This window comes from Thiothrix winogradskyi, assembly GCF_021650935.1.
In the GTDB taxonomy this organism is placed as follows: domain Bacteria; phylum Pseudomonadota; class Gammaproteobacteria; order Thiotrichales; family Thiotrichaceae; genus Thiothrix; species Thiothrix winogradskyi.
In genome coordinates this window covers 2727259-2753241 of sequence record NZ_CP091244.1, presented here as the reverse complement: position 1 = coordinate 2753241, position 25983 = coordinate 2727259, and the positions used below count along the sequence as shown (strand labels likewise).

Genomic DNA, 25983 nt, shown 5'->3' with positions numbered 1-25983 from the left:
TATGGTACTAAGTATGCGTATTCGTCAATGGATATCTTGTTGGTTATCAGCAATTCCCGCCGATCTTAAAATGACTGTATAATCATGGTCTTGTAAAACGAGTCACTGTGCAACGAAATGCCTGCAAAACCACCTCCCCTGCCTCTTGTTGGTAGCCTGAAGCTACGCAAGACCCTCTCAGTCCCCGGATTGCTGGAACGTGTGCGCGGCTGTTTCAGTGAAGTCACTGACCACCGCAAAACCAAACCCGACTATCCCTTGGTTGACGTGCTGATGTCAGGGCTTGCCCTATTTTCGTTGAAAGACGGCTCACTGTTGCAGTTTGACAAACAGCGCGGGGACAAGGCACGACGGCACAACCTGAAAACCCTGTTTGGCATCCCCGATGCTCCCTGTGACAGCCAAATGCGCACGGTATTGGACGGGGTAAAACCGCAGCGTCTGCGCCCGGTGTTCCGCGCCATCCATCAGGAACTGCAACGGCAAGGCATACTGGAAGGCTACCGTTTTCTAGGAAAGTATTTAGTCAGTATTGATGGAACAGGTATTTTTAGCTCTGGGGCTATCTCTTGCCCGGATTGTTGCATTAAGACACACAAGGACGGACGTGAGGAGTATTACCACCAGATGCTGGCGGCAGTGCTGGTTCACCCTGACAAGAATACCGTATTACCCTTTTTCCCAGAGGCCATCACCAAGCAGGATGGCAGCAAGAAAAATGATTGCGAACACAATGCCTCTAAACGGCTCATCCCCCAGTTGCGCCAAGACTTCCCGCGCATGGAGATGATCCTGCTGCAAGATGCCCTTTCCTGCAATGCACCGCACATCCGTCTTCTGAAGTCAAACGGTTACAGCTTTATCATTACCGCCAAAGCCCGTAGTGGCAGCCTATTACTGAAGACGGTATTGGACGGGTTAGCCAATGGCAGTACCCAAGAATTGGCAGGCACGACGAGCAAAAAGTTACGGTGTGGCTACCGTTATGCCAACGACATCCCGCTCAACCATGCCAACCAAGACGTGCGGGTCAACTACATCGACTATTGGGAGGAACGCCCCGACGGTACAACCTTTATCTATGACTGCGTGACTGACATCCCCCTCACCGCCGACAACGTGGCGGATGTGGTACGCGCAGCCGTTCCCGCTGGAAGGTGGAGAACGAAACCTTTAACACCCTTAAAAACCTCGGTTACAACCTCGAACATAATTACGGTCATGGCAAGCAACATCTTTCCACTGTGTTCGCCACCCTGATGATGTTGGCCTTCCTGATCGACCAGATTCAGGAAGCTTGCTGCCAGTACTTCCAAGCCGCCCGCACCCGCTTACAGAGCCGTACCGCATTGTGGGAGAAGATGCGTGGGATGTTCCGTGAGCATCTGATTAGCGATTGGGAGTCCTTCTATGCTGCCATCATTTGGGGTTATGAACATGCTGACCTGACACCCAAAGGCATTCGCAGCGGATGAAAATCAGGCTTGAGGGTACGCTGGGGTTTTCCAACAGGGTGTTGGGTTATGCAAAAGTCAGGCGGTATTCGGGCAGGCTTTCAGGGCTTGGAGGGTATGGTTGTGCCCGTAAAAATCAAAGCCCTCGCAGGTCTGCGAAGCTCTGATTACCGATGGATAGCGGGAATTGCTGGTTGGTTATTGAATTAGTGATCTTCACTTTTTGGGTCAATGAGTTTTAGTTGCGGATAGTAAGTATTATATTTAGCGGGGTCTCTGGTTATTAATTCAAATTGAGAGACAGTCGCGTGTGCGCCAATGAAGAAATCCGGCAGAGGTGATTTTTTTGTGCCTTTATTTCTTCTGTATTGTAGGAATACTTTTCCAGTCAAAAACAACGCTTCTCTCGGAATTTCTAATACTTTGATACCAAGCTCGGATATAGCCGCCTCTACCTCTTCAATTTTATCAAATCCAATCGAGACTTCTGTGTAAACAATTGAGTTGATATATAACGTATTTGTCTTGCTGTACTTCTCAAGAACATTCTCTGACCAATCCGCCCAATTAGGATCATTTGTAAACAAATCAAGCAATACGCATGAGTCTACAAAAACACCGTTCATTATGACTCCCTTGTAAGACCCATGATCTGATCTGTCGACATTTTAGCCGTCGCTATACCTCTAAATTTGTGAAATTTTCTTGTGATTGTGGGTGCATCAACTCTGACTATGTAGAATCGTCCATTTTCTTCTCTGAAGTCGATTTCAGTTTCAGGAGAAATCCCTAGTATCTCTCTGATATTTCTAGGAATAGTGACTTGTCCTTTGATGGTTACTCTCATGGTACATACTCTCTTTATGCAGGTAAGACCTTAATGGTATTACTTGTGGGAGTAACACACAACTATGTATCTGGTATTGTTTTTGATCTGTCCAGCGTATCAACGTGGTGTGCGAATCCAATCTTTTCGGTGTTTGAATCTGGTGCTGCTTATCGTCATTTTATGAAGCCAACGTCATAGCTGACGGGCGCGGCGGGGAGTAATCAAAACGGAGTCGTGGGCTGTCACCGCGTCCGTCGTCGATGTAATTGTTAAGTTTCTTTTGATATTTGATTTACTGCAAAGTTCCCACTCTCATCTACTCTTATACCTCCATGCACAATTACAGAGTTACCGCTGTTTTCTTTGCGGTTTATATGACTCCTATATAAGTTAATAATAAGTGGAGAAGCCATTAATACTATTACTGCTTGAAATAGGTTGCTAAGCACTGGAATCATTCCTAAGAATATAAATGCGGCAATGTATATTAAAAGTTTTTCTATTTCGGGTCGGTCAAATTCATCTTTGTGATGATATTCAATATCATCAACTCCACGAGCCTCACAGTATATTTCTTCTTCGTTTTTTATATTAATTAAATATAGTATACTGAAGACATCATTGTTTTCTAAGCGATCAATTTCATAGATTATTTCTTTCTTGTTTTTTCCTGAAATTTCTTCCTTAGTTACGTTAATTGATTCCATGCTTTTTTCTTCGTCAGATTCAATTATTTGAGCATCTAAAGGAATTGTCAAATGTACTTTTTGATTAGGTATTGCAGGTATGCCTATGTTTTTTATTTGAGATGCGAAAACAGATAAGTTCTCATATTCTTGCCCTTTGTAGGAAATTTTCATATCCTCAAAAGATACGTCATGAAATTGATTGGGTATTGGGGCAGAGATTTTTGTTGTGCTTGATAAAATTAGAAGTTTTTTAAGTCGTTTTTTCTCACTGCGTGACTTGAACCATAAAGTCAAAAGGATTGATGTAAAACTGACTATGCTGGAAATTAAGAATATTCCAGCACCTGATAAAAACCATTCTTTATTTTCTTCTATCCATATCAACATGCATTGTATCTCTTTGAATGTGGGGTTTATATAAACTTAACGCCGCGCTCTGCGGAAAATTTGGAGCGCAGCGGAAAATTTGTCCGACAGCAGCGCCTTGTTAGGCTTAGAGTAACCTACTTTGGCTCTGTGTATTCTCAACGGCATTGCTCACTGGCCTATCCCCAATAATGTCAAAGTAGGCCGCTCTATCACCAAGAATGTCACCAATTAGGCTACGCATCGTCAATGCTCTAAAAAGCGCCACAGAGTATGCTTGGCAGTTTATTGATTTTTTTGGATTGAACTCAATATCCGTAAATGCGTCATACCGACCGAGCTCCTCTGCGAGGTGGTCATTTTTTGCGAGAGTATTTAGATAAACCCAGTCATAGAACGCGGTTTTCGGTTCAAGGGGCCACTTTTCTCCAAACAAATCAAAAGCTATAAGCCTTCCAGATTCTTTTATTCGATCGTCTTTCTTTGCATCTCTTGAGCTTGCGCTTAAAAGATCGCGATAGGGGCCACCACGTTCAAATACCTTGCTGGATTGATACAATGTTTCGACTGTAAAAACTTGGTTACGCTTTCTTGTTGACCCTTTTAGATTAAAAGCGCTTAGACTGACACCAAGAGGAATTTCTGATTTACTAGAAATTTCGAGTGGATGAGTGCAAAGGTTATTATTAATCGCGGCCGCATGGAGCGATGAAATGGATTTTTGCTTTTGAGTCACCGCCATTCCGGGACTCCAGACAAAATCAACAAATTCCGTACGAACTAGTAGATCACCTACTTTTTGCGGCAAAAAAATCGGTCTAGTAGCCATAATGCAATTCTATATGTCAAAAATGTCTTCGAAATCGATGCTTAAATCATCGGATGAAAATTGATCTCTTCTCCAATATTCATAATCTTTTCGATAAGTAAATAACGAACCGTCATGCTGAAATTTAAATCTATTAGAGAATGGCTTGAATAAGTTCTGCATTGTTTCCATATCTTTTATCTTATTCTTCTGGTTTACGTTTATGTCTAGAATATAACTAGGATCAACAGGCGCCAGAATGAGAACTTCCGCTTGTGGATCGGTGGTATATTCATCAGGGATTCCAAGACTACTTCTCATGATGCTTGGGGGATATCCTCGAACATTGATGCCAAAGCTTTAAATCTCATTCTTTCCTCAATGGGAATTTTTGTAACCTTGCTTGAGGCAGCATTTGAAAAGCAGTACGCGCAAGGAATTTCCCACAATATCTTCGGATTCAGCCTGAGCACAACCCAATCATCATCTAAGCTTCTCTGCTGAAGGCTATAGAACATTTTATAGTTAGGGAATGATATTGATGCACACACGGAGTCAGCTGCATTGTCGTAACGATATTGGTCATTAAAGCTTGCACTCAGCCCCCTTGTTACTATGCTTTCTCGTCCAAGCAAGCCGTGCTTTAGAATCTCGGGGACGTTTGCCACCCTTGTGAAATGAAGTAACGACATTATGCCGCGACTTTCTACAAATTTTTTGATCTCCGATGCATCTTGATGTGTTGGGCGGTTACTAACCTCGATAGCTTTTACAACCACTCCTCTTTCTATATGTATGCGCTGCTCCCGTTCGTAGACGGTAGCAAACCCTCCGTGAATGTAGTTTAGAATTTCACCTTCAGGGATAGTAATTTCCCCAGAAAGCCAATCTGCAAAAATAGGTTCACCTTCACCTAGATTGTAATTCCCGCTAAGTCCCACGAGAAAAAGTCGGCCTTGCTTTATTTCCCAAGTTCCAATGTATCCACGCCAGCAGGCTGAACTAAGCATGGTTTGTGCAGACTTTGTAATGCGCGGCTCATTCTCTGGCAATGGGGGGCAACACGCCATTGAAGTTTTTTGACCCTCTAAAATCAATATCTCGTGAGTTTGTGCAGTCATGTAAATTCCATCTGTATTAGAGCCTAACGCAGAGCTAAGGGGCAGACACAAGCGGCGCATACAATGCGAAGCATGCGCCGGTTGGGGCTGTCCAGTGGCGAAGCCACGTCCTTGAGCGACTTGTTAGGCCATTATTCATATTTTATTTTATCGATATAGCTCGCCAGCCCTCTCTGGCTGATAGACAACTTCTATAATTTTTACCTTGAAAAAGCCTCCGCCCGGTTTCGGCCATTCGATTTGATCTCCCTGAGATAGGCCAAGCAGAGCGCTACCTACTGGCGCCAATATTGATATTTTATTTCCGCTAGAATCAATATCTTTTGGATACACAAGTGTTAATTCAAATTCTTCTTTGGTAGATTCGATAAAAAATTTAACCTTAGAATTCATAGTAACTATTGTAGGCGGAATTAATTCTGGAGCTACGATATTTGCTCGTGCAAGTTCCGACTCAAGCTCAGCTTTTCCAGCAAAGCTATTTTTTGGCAAAGATTCAATTAAGTTATTTAGTCTATCTGCATCTAAAGAAGAGATAGTTATTTCTGGTCTTGTGTTCATTTTCACTCTCAATATGTTGTAAATAAATTTGCACTAGGAATGATTGTAGCCTAACGCAGAGCTAAGGGGCAGACACAAGCGGCGCATACAATGCGAAGCATGCGCCGGTTGGGGCTGTCCAGTGGCGAAGCCACGTCCTTGAGCGACTTGTTAGGCCATTATTCATATTTTATTTTATCGATATAGCTCGCCAGCCCTCTCTGGCTGATAGACAACTTCTATAATTTTTACCTTGAAAAAGCCTCCGCCCGGTTTCGGCCATTCGATTTGATCTCCCTGAGATAGGCCAAGCAGAGCGCTACCTACTGGCGCCAATATTGATATTTTATTTCCGCTAGAATCAATATCTTTTGGATACACAAGTGTTAATTCAAATTCTTCTTTGGTAGATTCGATAAAAAATTTAACCTTAGAATTCATAGTAACTATTGTAGGCGGAATTAATTCTGGAGCTACGATATTTGCTCGTGCAAGTTCCGACTCAAGCTCAGCTTTTCCAGCAAAGCTATTTTTTGGCAAAGATTCAATTAAGTTATTTAGTCTATCTGCATCTAAAGAAGAGATAGTTATTTCTGGTCTTGTGTTCATTTTCACTCTCAATATGTTGTAAATAAATTTGCACTAGGAATGATTGTAGCCTAACGTTTGAGTTCAGCGGCGGCCTGTCAGGGCCGTCCGCCGCAACGAATTGTTGGGCGTCATTCCACTTTTGGGCTTGCCGCTGATCCCGCCAAAATCCCACCATCGATATTAAGCTCTGAACCCGTCATATAGGCGGCCTCATCCGACGCAAGCAAAACAGCTACTGCAGATACCTCTTCGGGAAGCCCGAAGCGCCGCAACGGCGTATCACTGACGATTTGTGCCATATTGACCTCTCGATCTGGGCCCGTACCAAGCATTGGCTCCCACATAGGTGTGAGAATTGCCGCTGGATGTATCGAGTTGCAGCGCACGTTTAGTCCTTGATCAGCGCAATAAAGAGCAACGGTCTTTGTGTGATTCCTTACGGCAGCTTTGGATGACGCATATGCCGCTGCGCCAGGTATTCCAACAAGATCCGACCGAGAGGAAATGTTGATAATGGAGCCCGACATTCCGTTGCGCATTGATTTAATTGCGTACTTGCATCCGAGAAAAACGCCATCCAGGTTCGTCCGATGAACGTCCCGCCAAGCCTCCAAGCTGGCGTTCTCTGGATCGTGAGTAAGATCGCCTGCTTCAAACCCTGTAATCCCGGCATTGTTTACAAGCACATCAAGGCGACCGTGCTTTTCGCCTATCATTTTGGTAACAGCTATCCAGTCGCTTTCCTCCCGAACGTCCAAGTGGATGTATTCGGTCGAGGCACCGAGTCTCTTCGCAGTTTCGATACCAAGCTCATCGTTAATATCTGTCAAATAGACAAAAGCGCCCTCATCAATGAAGGCTTGCGATATCGCTGCACCTATGCCTCTGGCTGCGCCAGTAACCAATGTAATCTTTCCTTCAAGTCGTTTCATACTGATCCTACTTTAGAGACACCCAACGCTTGAGTTAAGCCGCGCCGCGAAGCGGCGTCGGCTTGAACGAATTGTTAGACATTATTTGCCGACTACCTTGGTGATCTCGCCTTTCACGTAGTGAACAAATTCTTCCAACTGATCTGCGCGCGAGGCCAAGCGATCTTCTTCTTGTCCAAGATAAGCCTGTCTAGCTTCAAGTATGACGGGCTGATACTGGGCCGGCAGGCGCTCCATTGCCCAGTCGGCAGCGACATCCTTCGGCGCGATTCTGCCGGTTACTGCGCTGTACCAAATGCGGGACAACGTAAGCACTACATTTCGCTCATCGCCAGCCCAGTCGGGCGGCGAGTTCCATAGCGTTAAGGTTTCATTTAGCGCCTCAAATAGATCCTGTTCAGGAACCGGATCAAAGAGTTCCTCCGCCGCTGGACCTACCAAGGCAACGCTATGTTCTCTTGCTTTTGTCAGCAAGATAGCCAGATCAATGTCGATCGTGGCTGGCTCGAAGATACCTGCAAGAATGTCATTGCGCTGCCATTCTCCAAATTGCAGTTCGCGCTTAGCTGGATAACGCCACGGAATGATGTCGTCGTGCACAACAATGGTGACTTCTACAGCGCGGAGAATCTCGCTCTCTCCAGGGGAAGCCGAAGTTTCCAAAAGGTCGTTGATCAAAGCTCGCCGCGTTGTTTCATCAAGCCTTACGGTCACCGTAACCAGCAAATCAATATCACTGTGTGGCTTCAGGCCGCCATCCACTGCGGAGCCGTACAAATGTACGGCCAGCAACGTCGGTTCGAGATGGCGCTCGATGACGCCAACTACCTCTGATAGTTGAGTCGATACTTCGGCGATCACCGCTTCCCTCATGATGTTTAACGTTGAAATCAGCGGTGCCGAAAGCGTCCGCTGGATTGATTAGTTGGGCGGCAATGCGTCGATAGAGCGAAGGATTGCCCGTGCGATTGCCTCTCTTTTGAAAAGATCATCCGTTCTGTTTGGCGTATCAATATTCAGCGCGAAGAATACGGGGCCGGTTGGCCATTCAACCCACCCTACCCACCAGCCAAACCTGCCTTCCCAGCCGGTCTTTGCGCGTAGTATCCAGTTGCGCCCGGCTTCCGTAATCATGAGATCTTTGACCAATCGCTGATGCTCCACCTTAAATGGCAGCTGATTTCGATAGAGTTTTCTGAGAAACGAAATCTGTTCGTGCGCTGAGATTTCAAGATTACCATCTATCCAGTAATCACCCTTGATTGTCGAAGGGTCGGCGTTGCCATAATCAATTTGCTTTAAATAGCGTCTTGCTTTGTCCTCTCCGACCTCTTTTGCAAATAGCTCATAAACCCAAACCGCAGAATTTCGCATCGCTGATCGTAAGTCTTGGTCTTGATTGTGACCTGCAAAGCTCCGTTTAACGCCGTCCCATCGAAAAACCTGGAACTCATCACGAACGGCATCTGCATCGAGTGCAAAAAGTGTGTGTGGTATCTTGAAGGTTGAAGCAGGCGAGTAACGCTTTGCCGCTCGCTCTTGACCAAAAACCGATAAAGTATGCTTCGGTTGACGTTCGTCTGCAATAACGATTGCACCTTCGGCCCGGAGGTCACTGAAGAACTTCTTCCAGTCCGAACGGACTACCACGTGTTCTTGCGCATACACGAATGAGGTAAGAAAAAAGGTAGATAGCAGTATAGTGAAGAATCGGATTACCATTAAGTTTCCTTTGATGCCCAACGTAAAGGTAAACTGCGGCGCACAAACCCAAAGCGAAGCGGCGGGTTTGTGCGACGTCAGTTTGACCGCCCAGTTAGCACTTCACGAAGCTCCAACCGGCAGAAGCAGTATCCCAAATCTTCTTGCCCCACGCAACTCCAATCTTCCAATTCTCTCAAAGCTCGCAGTGCCTTCTTTTTTCCGAATTCAATTCAAACATCATATTCAACAAACAACAACCTAAATATAAGTCGTTATTTTCATTTCCTTTCAAAAACTCCAAAACTTTCCGCGCACGATCCCTTTTCTTCCAACGAAATCATGAACTTGAGTCAAGCCGGCCCCAGGCCGGCTTGACTCAAGTTCTCGGTTTCTACTTCTTTCCTCCGTTCAAATTTATGCGTGTAACAAAACGTTCGATTTAGGGGTTCCGGAATCAATCTCTATTTTTCTTGAACCGTGCCCTGCCGGCGGCTGCTCATTTAAATTCTTCGAATTTAAATGACCTTTTGTAAAAAAACAGAGTAGGGCACCTAAATTGCGTTATTTTTATCTTATCTTCCTCTGAAAACTTCCACATTTTCTATGACGATTATTTTACGTGCCAGGCCTCGATATTTCTTGTTATTTGTGGCTTGGTTATTAAATTTTTACGCCCGTAACTAAACTTTGCATGTTCAATTTTGCGAAAATTGAAAAATCCCTTCAAAATCAACAACTTACGCTATTTCAAACCAATTAACTTAAAAATCACATACAAAATTTAGTTACGGGCGTAATTGTCGATCCGTTCTTTTTTTCCTTGGATCACATTATTGATTTGAAATTTGGGTTCGTATTATTTACGACGCTTACGCTTTTTGCGTAATGTATTTTGCTAACAGTTTATTAGGCAGCGTTCTGGAATATCAGGATAGGAAGCCTGCGCTCAATCGCTGAACACACGCCGCCTATCTGGTTCGTCGAGAATTCCGCATAGTCTGGCATTATCATAAATCGTGTCCCCAAAATTCAGTTAATGTTAATGGATAAGAAGCATACACGAAGCCCCGTAGAACCGGCAACTACGTATTCCCATGAGTTCTGGGAAAATTACACACTTTTTCTTGTTAAACAGGGTGTTGGTCAAAAATATGTGACGTGGTATGTGTTGCGTACCAAGCAGTACATCGCCTATTTTCCCGACGATCACATCCGCACCCATACAGCCCAACAAGTAGAGGAATTTCTCAACAAAGTAGGGCGTGAAGTCAACTTGAAAGCCTGGCAATTTGGTCAAGTCGTCGATGCTATACGGATTCTGTTTTGTCTGGCATTGAAAAAAAGTTGGGCAAATGATTTCGATTGGGAATACTGGTCAGCGTCCGCGAAAAAGTTAGATGCCAATCACGCTACTGTCGCTCGCGATTACACCGATGCTCTCGATGGTCTGGAAGGGTTGGAAATGCTCGAAGGTGAAGAGCGTTGTTCTAACGAACTTTACCAACGTTACCAGCCTGCATTAGCGGAAGTGGTCAAAGTGGTACGCCTCAAAAACTACGCGATACGCACCGAGCAAACCTATCGGGGTTGGATTTCCCGCTTTTTCTACTTCCACAAACCCAATGACGTGCATGATTTAGGGGGTAAAGAAGTCAAACAATACCTCGAATACCTTGTGCTTAAACGCAATGTTTCAGTTTCCACCCAAAAGCAGGCATTAAATGCGCTTGCGTTCCTGTTTAACCAAGTCTGGAAAAAGCCGCTGGATGATTTGGGCGACTTTATCGGTTCAAAACGCCCGCGTAAATTGCCGGTGGTGCTGTCCCGCGATGAAGTGCGCCGCGTATTCCAACACCTGAAAGGGACACATCACTTAATGACGGGCTTGCTCTACGGGGGCGGTTTGCGCCTCATGGAATGCGTGACCCTGCGGATTCTGGATGTGGATTTTGATTACAACCAACTGCTGATCCGCAACGCCAAAGGTTTTAAAGATCGAATTGTGCCATTGCCCGAACGTTTTAAAGAAGCCCTCAAACAACAAATCGCGTTTGTTGAGCGTCAACACCAAATGGATTTAAAGAACGGGTTTGGCGAGGTGTATTTGCCTGATGCCTTGGGTCGTAAGTATCAAAATGCGGCGAAAGAATTACGTTGGCAATATGTGTTTCCTTCCAGTGGTGTTGCTGCTGACCCGCGTTCTGGGGTGGTGCGTCGCCATCATGTGCATGAAACCAGTTTGCAGAAAATCATTCGGCGGGCGGTGAAACAAGCGGGGATCACCAAACACGCTACCAGTCACACCTTCCGCCATTCGTTTGCGACCCATTTGCTCGAATCCGGTTATGACATTCGCACGGTGCAGGAGTTGTTGGGGCATTCGGATGTGTCGACGACGATGATTTATACCCATGTGCTGAATACGCCCGGTATCAGTGTACGTAGTCCCGCCGATATGATGTAGTGAGCCTGAGACACGCTACCGCCCTGATCTGTCATGACCCAGCCGATGCTTTGCGTTAATTTTGCGACAACAGGGCGTAATTTACACTTTATTGTGCCGGATTACAAAAATTAATCGCACCTTAAGTCGCACAAAGTGCGATTATTTTACGCGCTCGATATATCCGGCTCCGCCCCGATAAATCGCGCCACACTAACGCAATGCGCTAAACTCATTGCATCTGAACTTTATTCGTAATGTGTGGGGAACATAATGCCACTGGCACATCTTGATTGCCGCCCATTCGCCGCGTTTTGTCAGGGGCATCATGCTCATGCCTGTTCGATACCCGTGGATGAATTGCCCAGCCGGATGCACGAACTCCCCAAAACCAGCGAACCATTGACCGTGTACGCCAACGCTGACACATTGCAAACAGCCAACGCATTCCTGACCAGCAAAGGCTATCAAGTGGTGCAAGCCATCGAATGGACGTTGCCCCTAGCGGCAAGCTTACAAGCCGCCGGTTTATGGCAAAACGGTGCGCAATCACAACGTTTGTGGCAACCCGCACCCTTGATCGCGCGTTTCGTCACGGAGTTCATGCCCGCCTACCAGATTCAGCCGGGGCAGGGCTTGGATATTGGCTGTGGGGCAGGGCGGGATATGGTGTACCTTACCATGCATGGCTGGCAGATGACCGGCATCGACTACATTCCCGGCGCATTGCAACGGGCGCAACAACTGGCAAGCAGCCAACACGTCACGGTGACAACCCTGCAACGCGATTTGGAAACCGGGCAAGACCCGTTTAGTGAGTTTGCTGACGGGCAATTTGCGCTGATCACGGTGGCACGTTATTTACACCGCCCGCTCTTCCCTTGGTTGCAACGCTTGCTCAAACCCGGCGGCATTCTGATTTACCAGACCTTTATGCAAGGTGCAGAACAGTTCGGCAGCCCGCGTAACCCCAATTTCCTGTTGAAACCGGGGGAGTTGGCACAGGTGTTTGCGCACACGGACATCCTGCTGGATACGGTGGAAACACTGGACGATGGTCGCCCAGTGTCAGCGTTTATCTGTCGGCAGGTGGCAGGCTGTCCCTAATCGTATCCAACGGTACTTCGATCAGATTCGGCACATCCAACGTGAAGGTGTTGCCCGTATTGTCAGGATCAGTGACCGGCACTTCAAAGGTAACGCTGGGGGCTGGCGCGGGTTGTGGGGCTGCCACTGGGTTATCAAGCTGTACCGGCGGCAGCTCGGTTGCCGGTATCGGCGCTGGTGTCACCGCCAAGTCTGCGGGAATGTCTACCCCCGTGCTTACCGGAATATCGGGGGAAACCCGCACTTCCAAGGGGGCTGAGTTCGCGGCAGCAGCGGCAGCGGCTTCAGCGGCTTCAGCGGCTTCCGGGTTTTCACCCTCCTGTTCTGGGGGGACAACAGCAACAGGCGTTGCGGCAGCTTCAGGCGTAGCGGGTGTCGGTTCAGCCGGTTTTGCCGCCGGTTTTTCTGGTTTGACCGCGACGGCGGGGGCTGCGGGTTCAGTGCCGGGGGTAAAAACACCCATCGCTAAGGTTTCGCGGTAACGTTTTTCCAGCGCAATTTGGGCTTCGACACGGTTGTCGAGTTGGTATTTGCCAATGAGCACCTGGCTGTCATTCAGCACTTCGCGTGCTTTTTCGGTGTCACGTTTGCGCAAGTGGGTGCTGGCGGCTTCCTGCTGGGCATCCACGATTTTTTGCAATAGGGTTCGTGCGGCGGGGTGGTCGGGATCTTTTTCCAGCAGCGGGTTTAGGTAGGCAATCGCGCTTTCGCTGCGGTCATCGCCGCGACTTAAGTTGCCATAGTCAATGGCTTGTTGGGCGCGTGCTAAATATTGCTGGTCATTGCCCGTATCATTGTCGGTATCGGCGGCAGGTGCAGCCGGTTCAGCATTATCAGGCGGCGTGGCAATAGCGGCGTTGGGTTCTGACGCTGCTGCCAAGGCTTGTTTGCGTTGGGCTTGGCTGACGGCAGCTTCCAGACTGACTTGGCGTTTCAGGCTGTCAGCGAGGGTGAATTCGGTGATCAGGCGGTCAGCGGTGCTCAACAGTTTGCTGGCTTCATCGAGTTTGTCGGTGTTTAACAGGGTTTCCGCTTCGGCGTGTTGCTGATTGATGAGTTGTGTTAACAGGCTTTGGGTTTGGGTGTTGTCGGGGTCTAGCGCGGTGGCTTTGCGCAAATAGTCTAACGCGGCTGGGGTGTTGGGGTTGTCACTGAGCAGCTTGCCTTGCAGGATGGCATCAGCGGCTTGCGCTTGTAAGTTACGCAGGTTATTGGATGCAGTGACGTTGGCTGGGGCAGACGCTGCCTCATTGGCAGTGTTATCCGGGAGGCGTTCGGTTGTAGCTGTCACGCTTTCTTGAGCAGGCGCAGTGGGAACGGCTGGTTCATTAACCAATGAAGCATCGCCAGTGTCAGGCGGCGCTATTCTGCTGCTGTTAGGCTGGGTTAATTCCAGCTCAGTGGTGCGCGGGGTGGGGGATTCTTCCGGCGCATTGCCCCAACTGGAAAGTAGCTGGTAGGTGGTCAGGGCAACCGCACTGGCAGCCACTAAGCCCGCGAGTGGTAGCAACAGCTTTTTTTGTTGCTTGCGTTGCAGGGTATTCAGGAAGGCTGTGGGGGATTTTTGCCGTGCGCCACGTTTCAGGTTTAACCCTTGTTGCAACACTGCCCAGGTATCGGGGCGTAGTTTACGGATGCTGCCGGGGGCTGAGTTGCGCACGGTGGCTTCCAAGGTGCTGTGTTTGCCAAAAGGGGCGCTGCCTTGCAGGAGGTGGTAAGCCAAACACGCGATTGAGAAGGTATCGTCTTCGGGGGTTGGGGTGTCGCCGAGTAACACTTCGGGGCTGATGTAACCCGAATGCAGGGTTTGGCGGGTGCGTTCGCTGGCAGTGTTTTTGTAACTCATCCGTAGGGCTGCTGCGACCGGTGCGGTCAGTAAACAGGGGGATTTGTCATTGAGCAAGATCGCATTCGGTTCCAAGTACCCAAATACCCCGTCGGGGCGTTGGCTGGCAAGCAGGTGGCTGATGCCGTCCAGTAATTCGAGCACTTCGGGTAAAGGCATTCCCCGGTCATCCAGTTCGACGAGGCGTTCGGATAACAACATGCCGCCAACATTGCGCATCACCAGCCAGCGCGTGCCATCAGCACTTTTGCCATCGTCGGTGATGTGTGGCATACCGAGGGCAGGTTTTTGATACGAGGGTAATACATGCCCGAAAACTTGTTCAAACACCGGGTCTTGTGCCAATGCAGGCAATAGGGTGAACGCTAATACATTGGCTTGTTCACCATTGCCTTGCAGTTGTTTGAGGTCTTGCGCCCAATACAGTTTGCCTAGCGCCGTATCCGCCATGCACCGCCGCAGGGCATAACGCTCCTGAAGGATGGGCAAAGATTGCGTGGTATTGGCATCCACAGAGGGTTGGTTTGAAAATGGCATAATGCAAAAGCTCCCGCGAATCACCGCCGGTTATTCCAGAAATCCGGCGATTATAAAGGATTACTTCGCTTTGAGCACATCTTCATGGAATAACTGCCCAACGGCTTCCAACGCAATCAGTTCATCGGCGTCCCCGGTGATGCTTGTCACCATGTGCGGCGGCACGAATGCACCCGCGCCCAGCGCTTTGGGGGCAACGATTTGTTGCGCCGCTTGTAACTCTGGGGCAATCGCAGCCCGCAAGGCTTCATACGATTCATAATTGCGCCGCACTTTAGCCACCAGCGTATCAAACAGCATCACCAGCGGCGGTGGCGGCGGATTACTGCGGCTAAAACCCATTGAGTGGAAAATGCCCGGTTTTAACCACAACAGCAATTCGGCTTGCGCGTTGGAGACTTCCCAGGTTTCACGTCCTTTACGCGGGATAGCGGTTTTGATGAAATGTTCGATCATGTCTGCTACATCCCACGGGCGAAAGACCAGCCCATCACCAGCCAAGGGTCTGCCGGGAAGGCGGTCTTTGAGTGCTGCGAGCCAAGCGGGGGCAGGTTCCAGCTCAACCAAACGGTTTTGTTCGGCATTTTGCATAAAGCCATCCGTGCCATTGCCGTAGTAGTCTAAATATTTGCCATTGCGCCAAAACGCTTCCCCTTCATTGAGCATGGTGCTGACTTTTGCCCATTTATCTGCCCCAAACAAGGCGCTGACGCTGGCTTGGTTGAGCGGGGCATTTAAACCGAGATTCAGGGCAAGGTGCATTCCCGCTTCGGAGCAATACACTTGTTCGGCTTGGCTGTGCAAGGTGGCCAGTGCGTTACGGCTGCCCAGCACGGCATTCAGCACATTGCTGCCAAATTCCATCACCTTGGCATAGCTATTGGTCATTAGGTTGTCATTGCCATTGTAATCGGGCGGGAATTTAGTCACTTTCTGCAACAGCATTGACCAAGTACGCACATTATTGACGTAAGCGCGTTGTTCCGCCGGGGAAATATCGCCCAGAAAGCGGATGCGCCACAACAGGGCAGGGTAATCTTTCGGGTTAACATGCCCCGCTGAATGTTGGTTGGCGTAGCTGCGCGGGCTGTCGGTCCCCACCATGCCGCTGGCAACCCCGATGTAATTGCGGATGTGGGTAATGCTGAATTTGAGCATTTCCAGACCCTTTTCCTCATCGTGGAACACGGATTGCACAATGTGGCGATTGCCGGGGTTATGGTGTGAGGAGCCTAAATACCATTCGCCGGGCTGGATAAAACGCAACAGGTCGCGTTGCTTGGTTTTCCAGACATTCTGGTAGGCAATCAGGCGCAAGTCCTTATCGCTGTGGATGTGGGTGGGGACTTCTTCCCATTTGCCACCGACTTCGATGAGTTTGGTGACGAGGCTACGCTCGGTTTTTAAGGTGGGATCCTTCCACAAGGTTTGCGCAGTCGCGGGGTTGATGGTGTAGGCGGAAGTGGGTAGGGGGCGGTCGTAACGGGCTTGCGGATTTTGAGCATACCAAGCATTCGCTTGTGCCAAAGTTTGGTCGGCGAGTCGTGACATAAATTTTTCCCTCGTGTTGTTGCCCTATCTGCTAAGTATAGTGCAGCATTTCAGCATGAGGGTTGCCAGCGGAAACGTTTTAGCGCAATTTTGCCATTGGCATCAAATTCCACACCTTCGGCTTCGAGCAAGTGGCGTTGGTGCAAATCCCCACCGGGGTAAGCTCGCCCTAAACTGATTTTGCCTTGCGCGTTGATGACCCGTTGCCAAGGCACATCGGAAAATTCCGGCAGGGCGTGCAGGGCATAGCCGACTAAACGTGCATGACCCGGCAAACCTGCCAGTGCGGCTACATCGCCGTAAGTGGCGACGTAACCGGGGGGAATTTGCCTGACAACGGCATAAATGCGTTGGTGTTTGCTCAGGCGGCGACCTCAAGGGCGTCATACTGTTCAAGGGCATGGACCAATTGCGGAATTTGTGAAAGCGCGGGTGCGCCATCCATCAGCAGGGCAATCGGCATCACCTCGAAGATTTCTTCCGGGCTTGCGCCAAATTCGCGGGCAGCTTTGACATGCATCTCAATCAGCCGCGCGTCTTGTTGCACCAAAGCGATGCCCAAACCGACCAGTTCGCGGCAACGGCGGTCAATACAGCCTTTGCTGAGGGAAAATTCGCGCCATGAATCCGTCCAGGCTTTCCACAATTCGGTGTGGTGATGTTCAGGGCTGGCTTGCACGTAAAGCGCAACGCGGCGTACTTGCAGCATTTCCGTATCGGTTGCGCCGAGTTTAATGGCGGCTTCGGTGTGAATGTCGATGCAGCGGTGGCAGCCTTTCGCGAGGGCAATCCCTAACGTTATTAGCTCCTTATGCTTGCGATCCAGTGCGCCTTTTTTGGTGCTCTCTTGAGAAAGCTCGCTAATAATTTCCAAAAACTCGCCCAGCCCGTAAGTGCGTGCGCGTTTGAGTGACGCGATGAAGTCGGTATCTACCATTGTCGTTTATCCTTTTTGTTGCAGTGCAAAACAAACTGTACCACAGAAAGCCGGGTGTACGTCATTTGTCTGCTAAGCGTCATGAAAATGTCAAACTAACAGCAAGTAGCGTGCCAACGGATAAAGAAACCCCTCCTAACCTCCCCTTATCAGGGGAGGAACAAGAACATACTGATTTTTTCTTGCTCCCTTCCCTGATAAGGGGAGGTTAGGAGGGGTTTCTTCAAGCGGAGAAGTGGAATTATTCGACGATAGTAACTTTGTTCATCAGGATCGGTTGTACCGGCACGTCACCGTGCGGGCCGAAATTGCCCGTTTTTACGCCAACAATCGCGTCAACTACATCCATGCCTTCGACGACTTTACCGAAGACCGCGTAGCCCCAGCCTTGTGCGGTTTCAGAACGGAAGTTCAGGAAATCGTTGTTGCTGACGTTGATGAAGAATTGTGAAGAAGCGGAATGCGGGTCGTTAGTACGCGCCATTGCTACCGTGCCACGGTCATTTTTCAAGCCGTTGTTGGCTTCGTTTTTGACAGGTGGGCGCTTGTCCGCTTTTTCTTTCATGGTTTCGTTCATGCCACCGCCTTGCACCATGAAGCCGGGAATGACGCGGTGGAAAATAGTCCCTTCGTAAAAACCTTCCTTGACGTAAGCCAGAATGTTTTCAACCGTTTTGGGTGCAGCGGCGGCATCCAGTTCGATTTTGATGTTGCCTTTGGTGGTTTCAATCAGAATAGTAGACATTTTATCTCCAGAAGTGGGTGTTGCTGCGGCTTTTTCCTCGGCATTACAGCCCAAAGTGGCAAAGCTCAGTAACATGGCAAAAATAGTAATAAAAAAACGTTTCATGCGGTATGCCCCGTGTTGTTGTTGATAATCAAGCGATGCGCATAATACCGCGCACCGCCTGATTTTTCCAACGTATTACGGCAGTTCAACTTTGGGGGCAGGTTGCCAGCCTGCCTGACGGTGTTCGACGATTACGGTGGTGTAAACGCCGCCGCGTACATTCCACACCCCGGTCAGGCGCATAAAGCGCGGTTCAGTGGCGGCAACCAAATCTTCCAAAATTTTATTCGTGACGGCTTCGTGGAACGCGCCTTCTTCACGGTAGCTCCACATGTACAATTTGAGGGATTTCAGCTCAACGCACTTTGCATCAGGGACGTATTCGATTTTGAACTGCGCGAAATCCGGCTGCCCGGTTTTGGGGCAAATGCAGGTAAATTCGGGTAAATCAATGCGAATGGTGTAATCGCGTTGCGGGTTAGGGTTGGGGAAGGTGTCGAGTTCTTTGCTGGGGCGTGTAGACATGGTTGCTCCTAATGTGTCCCGATGAACAGTCGGGTGGATGTTGAAAACGCGCTGGTTTTATATCATGCTTGCGCGTTTGTCCATTACCACGCCCATAAATTAGGAAAAGAAGTGCGCCTTAGCAAAATCCGCATCGCCGGATTCAAAAGTTTCGTAGACCCCGTGACGCTGGATTTACGCAGCAATCTCACCGGTATTCTCGGCCCCAATGGGTGTGGCAAGTCCAACACCATTGATGCCGTGCGCTGGGTCATGGGTGAATCGTCTGCCAAGCACTTGCGTGGTGCGTCAATGGAAGATGTCATTTTCAACGGTTCTTCTTCACGCAAACCCATTGGTTTAGCCTCAGTCGAGCTGGTGTTCGATAATAGCGACGGCAAGTTGGGCGGCGAATACGCCAATTACGCGGAAATTTCAATCAAACGCCAAGTCAGCCGCGACGGGGATTCCAAATATTTCCTCAATGGCGCGAAATGCCGCCGCCGCGATATTACCGATATTTTCCTCGGTACAGGTTTAGGGCCACGCAGTTACGCGATTATTGAACAGGGTATGATTTCGCGCTTGATTGAAGCCAAACCCGAAGAATTGCGCCATACCCTCGAAGAAGCCGCCGGAATTTCGCGTTACAAAGAACGCCGCCGCGAAACCGAAACCCGCATGGCGCATACCCGCGAAAACCTCGAACGCCTGAGCGACTTGCGCGACGAACTCGAAAAACAACTGGAACGCCTCGACAAACAAGCCAAAGCCGCGCAACGTTTCCGCGAATTACGCGACCAAGAACGCCAACTCGAAGCCAGCGCGTTGTTATTGCAATGGCAACACCTGCAAGCGGATGGGGCGCAACGACTGCGTGAGCTGAGCCAGCTTTCCAATACCTATCAGGCGCATCTCACCGAGATGCACCATCTGGAAGCGGTTGTCACCGAATTGCGCGAAGGTTATGCCGATGCTAACGAAACCTTGAATGCGGTACAGGGCGAGTATTACCAAGCCGGATCAGAAATCGCCCGCATTGAACAAAGCATTCAACACCAGCGCGACATTGAACGCCGCCAGCAAGATGCCTTGCGCACTGCCGAACAAAGCATTGCCGAAACCTTGCGTCACGCTGCCGAAGACCGCACCAAACTTAGCGTGAGTGAAGCGGCGCTTGCCGACCTTATCCCGCGTGAAGACGATCTCAGTACGCAACTGGCCTTCGCCGAAGAACGCCTTGCCGAAGCCGAAGACCAACTGAATGACTGGCAAGAACACTGGCACACGCTGCAACAACACATTGCCGACCCTACTCGTCAGGCACAAGTTGAAAAAGTCCGCATTGAACAACTCGAACGCCAACTGAGCCAAACCAGCCAACGCCTAGAGCGCTTGCAGCAAGAAGCCAACAACCTTGCCCCCGCCAACGTTGCCGATGACGTGCAATTGCTGGAAGCACAACGCGAAGCCGCCACCGAAGAACTCACGCTTGCTGAAGACCAGCTTGCTAACCTTAGCGTGACGCTCAGCCAGCAACAGCAAGTGCAACGCGACCTTAATAGCCAGCTCGACGCGCAACGTTCCCGCCGCCAATCCCTGCAAGGGCGCTTAGCTTCGCTGGAAACGTTGCAACAATCCGGCTTAGACAAAACCAATAAGGCACGCCAACAATGGCTCAAAGAACACGCTTTGGACACCGCTCCCCGCTTGGCTGAAATCCTCAAAGTCGAAGCCGGTTGGGAAACCGCGTTTGAAACCGTGTTAGGGGAGGATTTGGATGCTATATGCATTCAAGGGGCGAGGGGAACAGAGGCATTCCCAAAAGCCGGAATAACGTTACTAAACATCGCAGCCCCTCTTGCCCCCTCGCCCCTTGAGGGAGATGGCTGGGGTGAGGGGTCTCTTGCCCACAAACTTCACGTGCCCGAAGCCGCGCGTAGCCTCGTCACTGGCATTCATTGTGCCGAGACCTTGCACGAAGCCTTATCCCAGCGTCACAGCCTTGCCCCCGGTGAAAGCATTATCACCCGCGACGGCCTGTGGTTAGGCACAAACTGGTTGCGGAGTCGCCGCCAAGACGAAGCCAACGGTAGTATCTTGCAACGCCAGCAAGAGATTGACAGCCTGCGCGAACAACTCGAACGGCTAGAAACCGAACTCAATGACTGGCAAACCAACGCCGACACTTTGCGCACCCGCATTAGTACGCTCGAACAACAGCGCCAGCAAGCGCAAGCCGATGTTAACCGCTTGCACCGCAGCGAATCCGAACAGCGTAACCGTTTGCATACCCTGCAACAGCGCATCGACCAGCTCAGCCAGCGCCGCCAGCAAATTGACAGTGAATGCACCGAACTCGCCAGCCAGCAACAGCAGCAAACTGCCGAACACGAACTCGCGACGACTCAACGCAACGCAGCCCTGGCCTTGCTCGAAACCTTGCAAACCGAACGCGACCAGCTTGCGACCACCCGCGAAGACTGGCAACACGCCGTCGGTGAAGCACGTCGTACTCAGCGTGACCTGCAAGATACGGTGCAAGACGTGCGCTTGCAGATCGAAACCCACCGTACCCAACGCGACAATAGCCAGCGCCAACTCGAACGCATCCACAGCCGCCTTGAATTGCTGGAGCAACAGCGCGATACCTTGTTGGAACAACTGCAATTACAAGACGATCCGCTGGCTGAACTGGAAGAAGAGCGTGAGCAAGCGCTCACCCAACGTGCTGACGTGGAGCAACGTTTGACCCAAGCCCGCCAGCAGTTGCAAGCGCTCGAAGCCGATATTCGTCAGCAAGACAGCGCCCGCATTCAAGCCGAACGCTTTGCCGAAACCTCACGCACTGCCTTGGAAAACCGTAAGCTGGAATGGCAAAGCGTGCAGGTACGTGAACAAACGCTTGCCGAACAATTTGCCAAAACCGAGTGTGACGCGGCGATTTTGCAGGCTGAATTTCCGGCAGATGCCAGTGCCGAGACCTTTTTACAGGCATTGGACAGTGTGCAACGCAGTATCCAGCGTTTAGGGGCAATCAACCTTGCCGCTATCGACGAATTCCGTGAACAACAAGAACGCAAACATTACTTGGATCAACAAAATGCGGATTTAGTCGCCGCATTAGAGACCTTGGAAACCGCCATCCGTAAAATTGACCGTGAAACCCGTGCGCGTTTCAAAGAAACCTTCGACAAAGTAAACAGCCGTTTGGGGGAAATGTTCCCGCGCTTGTTTGGTGGGGGGGAATGTTATCTGGAAATGACCGGCGATGACCTGCTCACCACCGGGGTGGCGATTATGGCACGCCCGCCGGGCAAGCGAATTTCGACCATTTACCTGATGTCAGGTGGCGAAAAGGCGTTAACAGCGGTAGCCTTGGTATTTGCGATTTTTGAACTGAATCCAGCCCCGTTTTGCCTGTTGGATGAGGTGGATGCGCCCCTTGATGAGGCTAATGTCGGGCGTTTCTGTGAACTGGTCAGGCACATGTCAGAACAGGTACAATTCATATTTATTACCCACAATAAGACCACGATGGAACTTGCCGAAAATCTTATCGGTGTTACCATGCGTGAAGCGGGGGTGTCACGGCTGGTGACGGTAGACATGGCGGAAGCTGTCAAGCTGGCTAATAGCTAATGCTGGAAATAAACAAGGATTAAAGGATTTTAAATGGAACTGGTAAGTCTGATTATCATGGTGCTGGGTCTAGCGGCTCTGGTGGGTATTTACGTGATTAGCCGTATTTCCCGGCAAAATTCCCCCACTAAGCGGGATGAAACCGTTCCCGTGCTGCGTGATGCCGATGGCAACGAGCTTTCCAGTGTTGCCGATGATGTGCCCGCCCGCGATGGTAAACGCCCTGCTGCCAATGCCCGCGATATGTCGGATGTGATGATGTCGAATGTTTCCGGCAAATCACAAGAGCCAGCCGTCGCGCCGAGTGCTGCGCCTACTGCGATCTTGCCGCCGCAATTGGTTTTGTTCATTGCGGCAGATATTGAGGCGGGCTTTGGGGGTGAAGAGGTACTGCAAGCGTTGGACGATGCAGGCTTGGGGTTTGGCGAGATGGATATTTTTCACCGCTATATTCTGACTGAACAGGGCGAAACCAGTTTGTTCAGCGTGGCGAACGGGGTTAAACCTTGGACATTAGTACCGAATGAATTAGTGATGCAAGCCACACCTGGGCTTTCCATGATTCTGAATTTGCCCAGCCCGATTGACGACAACGAAGCAATCAATGACTTTTTGCGTACCGCTGAGCGTTTGGCGCAGTCGCTGAATGGGGTGTTGAAAGACCATAACCAACAACCGATTACGCCGGATGTGCGTTCTGATTTGTTGGCATTAGCGGCTTAAAAGAACCTCACCCCAACCCCTCTCCTTGACAGGAGAGGGGCTAATAAACAATGCAACTCTTGCTCCCCCTCGCCTGTCAAGGAGAGGGGGCGGGGGGTGAGGTTCTGCCTTACCCTTTTTGTTTGGCTGCCTTTTTCTCGGCTTTCTTTTCTTTCTTGGCTTGTTTTGCGGCTTTCTTTTCTGCTTTTTCGGCGGCTTTTTTCTCGGCTTTTAGTTGTTTTTCAGCCTTTTTCTCGGCTTTCTTTTCCGCTTTGCGGGCAGCTTTTTTCTCCGCTTTTTGAGCCTTTTTCAGCTTTTTGGCTTGTTTTGCCAGTTTCTTTTGGGCTTTTACAGAGAGTTCGGGTTCTGGAGAGGTTTCCGGCGCTACTTCCGTCACAACTTCAACGCTTTCTACTTCTTCCATCGGTTCTGGGGTTTCGACTTCAGCTTCGATGATTGGCGGAGCGAGAATTTCTTGTGCATTGGCAATAATGAGTGGCGCGGTGTTTTCACCGATACCGGGCAGAGCAGTTAAGGCTTCCACTGACAGGGCGGCGAGTTGTTCGACGGTGGTAATGCCATGTTCGGCTAAGCGCTTGACGGTGGCAAGACCTACGTACTTGATGGCTACGACTTCTAGTTCCATTTTGACTTTCCTTATGGTTTTGTTGCTTGGATAAATTCCTTGTCATAAAAGCTTAACATTAGCACCGTCTGAAAATGATGACAAAAACGACTATTTTTTAATCAATTAACGGTTTTGTAATAATCTTCCCCATAAGTCGCCCCCTGAAGTCTCTTGTCCTGTCAGTAAATAATGCAAAACATTTTCATTTTGCGTTGCCCAACGCATCTCATCACTAATCGGCCACGCCGCACACATTAGCAAACGGTCGCTCACTTCCAGCGGCTTGTCCAATTCTGGCAACATCGTGGCTTTCCCATCCCGTTTCAATAACAGCGGAATGGCAGGCAAACTTTTAACCCGCTCGCGTGGGTCACGTAGCAAATCACGTAACTGCACTTGCTCCATCAAACACGCTTTGTACAACGCGGGAGTGCGCACCTTATTGATTTTGATTTCCCATAAGTAGGGTACTTCATCACTGACCACGCCCAAAATCCGGCTAACCATTTGGTTTGCCCAATCATTATCGTGCTCACGGGCAGTCTCCAGAAAATCGCTGATTAGAGGTGTTCGCAGCAAGGCAAAAATTTTGTGGGCAATCACATCACCGCGTTTCATCAGCAGATCAATGTCGGCGCGATCAAACACCACGCTGTTATCACGCTGGTTCTGCCGTGCAACCATGAAAATATCCCGGCGTAATTCGCGGGCGGTCATCAAAATTGACAAGTTGCTCACGTCATCGTTTGTCCCAGCTACTACGCCTACCGCCTGTTTAATCCCGGCTTGTTGCAAGGTGGTTGCCTCTACCCCTGAGCCAATAATTGCCCCCGCCGGAGTTTGGTTGGTAATAGGGTCTGGGTCAATCACTTGCATGGGGATGCCCGCCGCTTCCAAATGCCGGTGCAAAGCTGTGCCAAACCGCCCAAACCCACAAATTACCCATAAACCCCGGTCAGGGAATAACGGCTCACGCAATGGCTCGTGCGGAACCCCGGTCATCCAAGTAAACAAGGTATACATGCCGGGTGAATGAATCGCCATTGCCAACCGCCCCGCGAACGTCTCGAACGGGTTGATGACCTCATTTTTGCCAAAAGAACGGATACTTGCCGCCGCTTCTGCGGATTCGACTCGCGCCAATACCCGGAGATTTGGGTTGAGCAAGTGCGCACTCAATGCCACCATCACATTGGTTTGGTCGGAATCGGTCAGCGCAATCACGCCAATGCAATAACTGTTGGTAATGCCCGCCATTTCCAAAACCGCTGGCTTGGCAGCATCCGCTAACAACCCCAACGGACGGCGGATGTAATCATTCAATTCCAAGGCGTTAAGGCGATTTTCATCACGGTCAACCACCACCGCCTTAATGCCTTCATCAGCCAATGCCTTGATCAAAATACCGCCGGTATCGCCGTAACCACACACCAGATAAAACGGAGTGCGCAAACGTTTTACACTGCGCTGAAACACGTATTCAGTACGCAACCGCCGAAACGCAGGGTCTTGCAACACGGTCAGTAATGAACCGATACTGTACAACCAGCCAATTACCGTGAGATGGATAACGAACATCATCCATAAGCGTTGCGCATCGGTAAAGGCGTAGGGAATTTCCCCAAAGCCAATGGTGGATGCGGTGTAACTGACGACATAAAGTGCGTGGAAAAACGACATATGCCAAGGCTGACCTTCCGCATCTTGCCCCGGAATCAGGGTAAAACCCAACACCGCCACCGAATACACCACAATTAGCACAATCAGTGGGGTACGCATCCGCCGTAATAGCACATAAAAAATGTCAGGCATGGCTTTCTCCTGCCTAGCGGCGCACGGTCATGGTTTCCGCCAATAACAGAATGACTGAAACTATGTTCGCCAACAAAGCTCCGCCAGAGAAAGAAACAATCGCCACAGTCGCTTCTGTATCGAGTCCGGTTGGGCTTATGTGAGCAGCATAACCCCAGATCAGGGCAGCCATCAGCAATTGCAAATCTGCCACCAAACTGGTTGCCAGAAAAATTGCCCCCAGATGGGTTCTGTCACCAAACTTCAACACCGTGGCAATCAGGCTGACGACCAGTGCGGCAAACAATTCGTAGACATTGTGATGGGCAATGTTGTCAATGTCGCCAATGAAAAAACCGAAGTTCAACGTCAACGCCAACAGGATAAAAAAACCAAAAACCACTTTTTCTGAGTTCATAACCGTCTCTATAACAATATCAGTTCTAAGCATAGCTGCTAAGCGCTAGCTTG

Annotated in this window: 24 protein-coding genes and 1 pseudogene; 6 read left to right on the top strand and 19 right to left on the bottom strand. The window is 49.6% G+C overall.

The window, feature by feature from the left end:
- Positions 1-1101: 1101 nt before the first annotated feature.
- Positions 1102-1269 (top strand): annotated as a pseudogene (locus tag L2Y54_RS21910) (ISNCY-like element ISAtsp9 family transposase); the annotation flags it as partial.
- Complete coding sequence (locus tag L2Y54_RS13930; protein ID WP_236496349.1) at positions 1260-1475, top strand: hypothetical protein; 216 nt, start codon at positions 1260-1262, stop codon at positions 1473-1475. The pseudogene L2Y54_RS21910 and the gene L2Y54_RS13930, both read left to right, overlap by 10 nt.
- A 185-nt stretch (positions 1476-1660) precedes the next feature.
- Here the strand turns inward: L2Y54_RS13930 and L2Y54_RS13925 are convergent, their stop codons facing one another.
- The 10 genes from L2Y54_RS13925 to blaOXA form a co-directional block, all read right to left on the bottom strand.
- Positions 1661-2080, bottom strand: coding sequence for a type II toxin-antitoxin system VapC family toxin (locus L2Y54_RS13925; RefSeq protein ID WP_236496877.1), 420 nt, complete (start codon positions 2078-2080; stop codon positions 1661-1663).
- Entirely contained in the window at positions 2080-2301 is a 222-nt protein-coding gene (locus tag L2Y54_RS13920; protein WP_236496876.1) for an AbrB/MazE/SpoVT family DNA-binding domain-containing protein, read from the bottom strand. The genes L2Y54_RS13925 and L2Y54_RS13920 overlap by 1 nt, the downstream gene beginning before the upstream one ends.
- A 251-nt stretch (positions 2302-2552) precedes the next feature.
- Positions 2553-3359, bottom strand: a complete 807-nt coding sequence (locus tag L2Y54_RS13915) for a hypothetical protein (protein ID WP_236496874.1) — start codon at positions 3357-3359, stop codon at positions 2553-2555.
- A gap of 106 nt (positions 3360-3465) precedes the next feature.
- The gene (locus tag L2Y54_RS13910; protein ID WP_236496872.1) at positions 3466-4167 is read right to left on the bottom strand and encodes a DarT1-associated NADAR antitoxin family protein; all 702 of its coding nucleotides are present in this window, start codon (positions 4165-4167) and stop codon (positions 3466-3468) included.
- 296 nt (positions 4168-4463) lie between these two features.
- Positions 4464-5267: a DarT ssDNA thymidine ADP-ribosyltransferase family protein gene (locus L2Y54_RS13905; protein ID WP_236496871.1), complete on the bottom strand. Its 804-nt coding sequence runs from the start codon at positions 5265-5267 to the stop codon at positions 4464-4466.
- Between the two features lie 147 nt (positions 5268-5414).
- Positions 5415-5828, bottom strand: a complete 414-nt coding sequence (gene rnk, locus L2Y54_RS13900) for a nucleoside diphosphate kinase regulator (RefSeq protein ID WP_236496869.1) — start codon at positions 5826-5828, stop codon at positions 5415-5417.
- Between the two features lie 174 nt (positions 5829-6002).
- The gene (gene rnk / locus L2Y54_RS13895) at positions 6003-6416 is read right to left on the bottom strand and encodes a nucleoside diphosphate kinase regulator (protein WP_236496869.1); all 414 of its coding nucleotides are present in this window, start codon (positions 6414-6416) and stop codon (positions 6003-6005) included.
- Between the two features lie 110 nt (positions 6417-6526).
- Positions 6527-7330: an SDR family oxidoreductase gene (locus L2Y54_RS13890; protein WP_236496867.1), complete on the bottom strand. Its 804-nt coding sequence runs from the start codon at positions 7328-7330 to the stop codon at positions 6527-6529.
- 81 nt (positions 7331-7411) lie between these two features.
- Entirely contained in the window at positions 7412-8203 is a 792-nt protein-coding gene (gene aadA1, locus L2Y54_RS13885) for an ANT(3'')-Ia family aminoglycoside nucleotidyltransferase AadA1 (RefSeq protein WP_001206317.1), read from the bottom strand.
- A gap of 48 nt (positions 8204-8251) precedes the next feature.
- Positions 8252-9052: an OXA-46 family oxacillin-hydrolyzing class D beta-lactamase gene (gene blaOXA / locus L2Y54_RS13880; RefSeq protein ID WP_236496866.1), complete on the bottom strand. Its 801-nt coding sequence runs from the start codon at positions 9050-9052 to the stop codon at positions 8252-8254.
- A 1024-nt stretch (positions 9053-10076) separates the two neighbouring features.
- Between blaOXA and L2Y54_RS13875 the strand changes: the two genes are divergently transcribed.
- On the top strand, positions 10077-11498 hold the full coding sequence (locus L2Y54_RS13875) for an integron integrase (RefSeq protein WP_236496864.1): 1422 nt from the start codon (positions 10077-10079) through the stop codon (positions 11496-11498).
- A gap of 252 nt (positions 11499-11750) precedes the next feature.
- Positions 11751-12584: a methyltransferase domain-containing protein gene (locus tag L2Y54_RS13870; protein ID WP_236496862.1), complete on the top strand. Its 834-nt coding sequence runs from the start codon at positions 11751-11753 to the stop codon at positions 12582-12584.
- On the opposite strand, the gene L2Y54_RS13865 is transcribed toward L2Y54_RS13870, so the two are convergent.
- The 6 genes from L2Y54_RS13865 to queF form a co-directional block, all read right to left on the bottom strand.
- Complete coding sequence (locus tag L2Y54_RS13865) at positions 12553-14967, bottom strand: hypothetical protein (protein WP_236496861.1); 2415 nt, start codon at positions 14965-14967, stop codon at positions 12553-12555. The genes L2Y54_RS13870 and L2Y54_RS13865 overlap by 32 nt on opposite strands.
- A 60-nt stretch (positions 14968-15027) precedes the next feature.
- On the bottom strand, positions 15028-16518 hold the full coding sequence (locus L2Y54_RS13860) for a hypothetical protein (RefSeq protein ID WP_236496859.1): 1491 nt from the start codon (positions 16516-16518) through the stop codon (positions 15028-15030).
- A gap of 50 nt (positions 16519-16568) precedes the next feature.
- Positions 16569-16844, bottom strand: coding sequence for an MGMT family protein (locus L2Y54_RS13855; protein WP_311196243.1), 276 nt, complete (start codon positions 16842-16844; stop codon positions 16569-16571).
- 35 nt (positions 16845-16879) lie between these two features.
- Positions 16880-17455, bottom strand: coding sequence for a carboxymuconolactone decarboxylase family protein (locus tag L2Y54_RS13850; protein ID WP_236496857.1), 576 nt, complete (start codon positions 17453-17455; stop codon positions 16880-16882).
- Positions 17456-17696: 241 nt separating this feature from the next.
- Positions 17697-18305 (bottom strand): peptidylprolyl isomerase, encoded by a 609-nt coding sequence (locus L2Y54_RS13845; RefSeq protein WP_311196193.1) that lies wholly within the window; start codon positions 18303-18305, stop codon positions 17697-17699.
- A 75-nt stretch (positions 18306-18380) separates the two neighbouring features.
- The gene (queF, locus tag L2Y54_RS13840) at positions 18381-18770 is read right to left on the bottom strand and encodes a preQ(1) synthase (protein ID WP_236496855.1); all 390 of its coding nucleotides are present in this window, start codon (positions 18768-18770) and stop codon (positions 18381-18383) included.
- A 21-nt stretch (positions 18771-18791) separates the two neighbouring features.
- Between queF and smc the strand changes: the two genes are divergently transcribed.
- Positions 18792-22391: a chromosome segregation protein SMC gene (gene smc / locus L2Y54_RS13835; protein ID WP_236496853.1), complete on the top strand. Its 3600-nt coding sequence runs from the start codon at positions 18792-18794 to the stop codon at positions 22389-22391.
- A 33-nt stretch (positions 22392-22424) separates the two neighbouring features.
- On the top strand, positions 22425-23114 hold the full coding sequence (locus tag L2Y54_RS13830) for a cell division protein ZipA (protein WP_236496852.1): 690 nt from the start codon (positions 22425-22427) through the stop codon (positions 23112-23114).
- A 109-nt stretch (positions 23115-23223) separates the two neighbouring features.
- Here L2Y54_RS13830 and L2Y54_RS13825 read toward each other — a convergent pair whose 3' ends face one another.
- From L2Y54_RS13825 to L2Y54_RS13815, 3 genes are all read right to left on the bottom strand, one after another.
- A complete protein-coding gene (locus L2Y54_RS13825; protein WP_236496850.1) occupies positions 23224-23739 on the bottom strand; it encodes a helix-hairpin-helix domain-containing protein in 516 nt (171 codons plus the stop codon).
- Between the two features lie 105 nt (positions 23740-23844).
- Entirely contained in the window at positions 23845-25533 is a 1689-nt protein-coding gene (locus tag L2Y54_RS13820; RefSeq protein ID WP_236496849.1) for a potassium channel family protein, read from the bottom strand.
- A 13-nt stretch (positions 25534-25546) separates the two neighbouring features.
- Positions 25547-25930, bottom strand: a complete 384-nt coding sequence (locus L2Y54_RS13815; RefSeq protein ID WP_236496847.1) for a DUF6394 family protein — start codon at positions 25928-25930, stop codon at positions 25547-25549.
- Between the last annotated feature and the right edge of the window lie 53 nt (positions 25931-25983).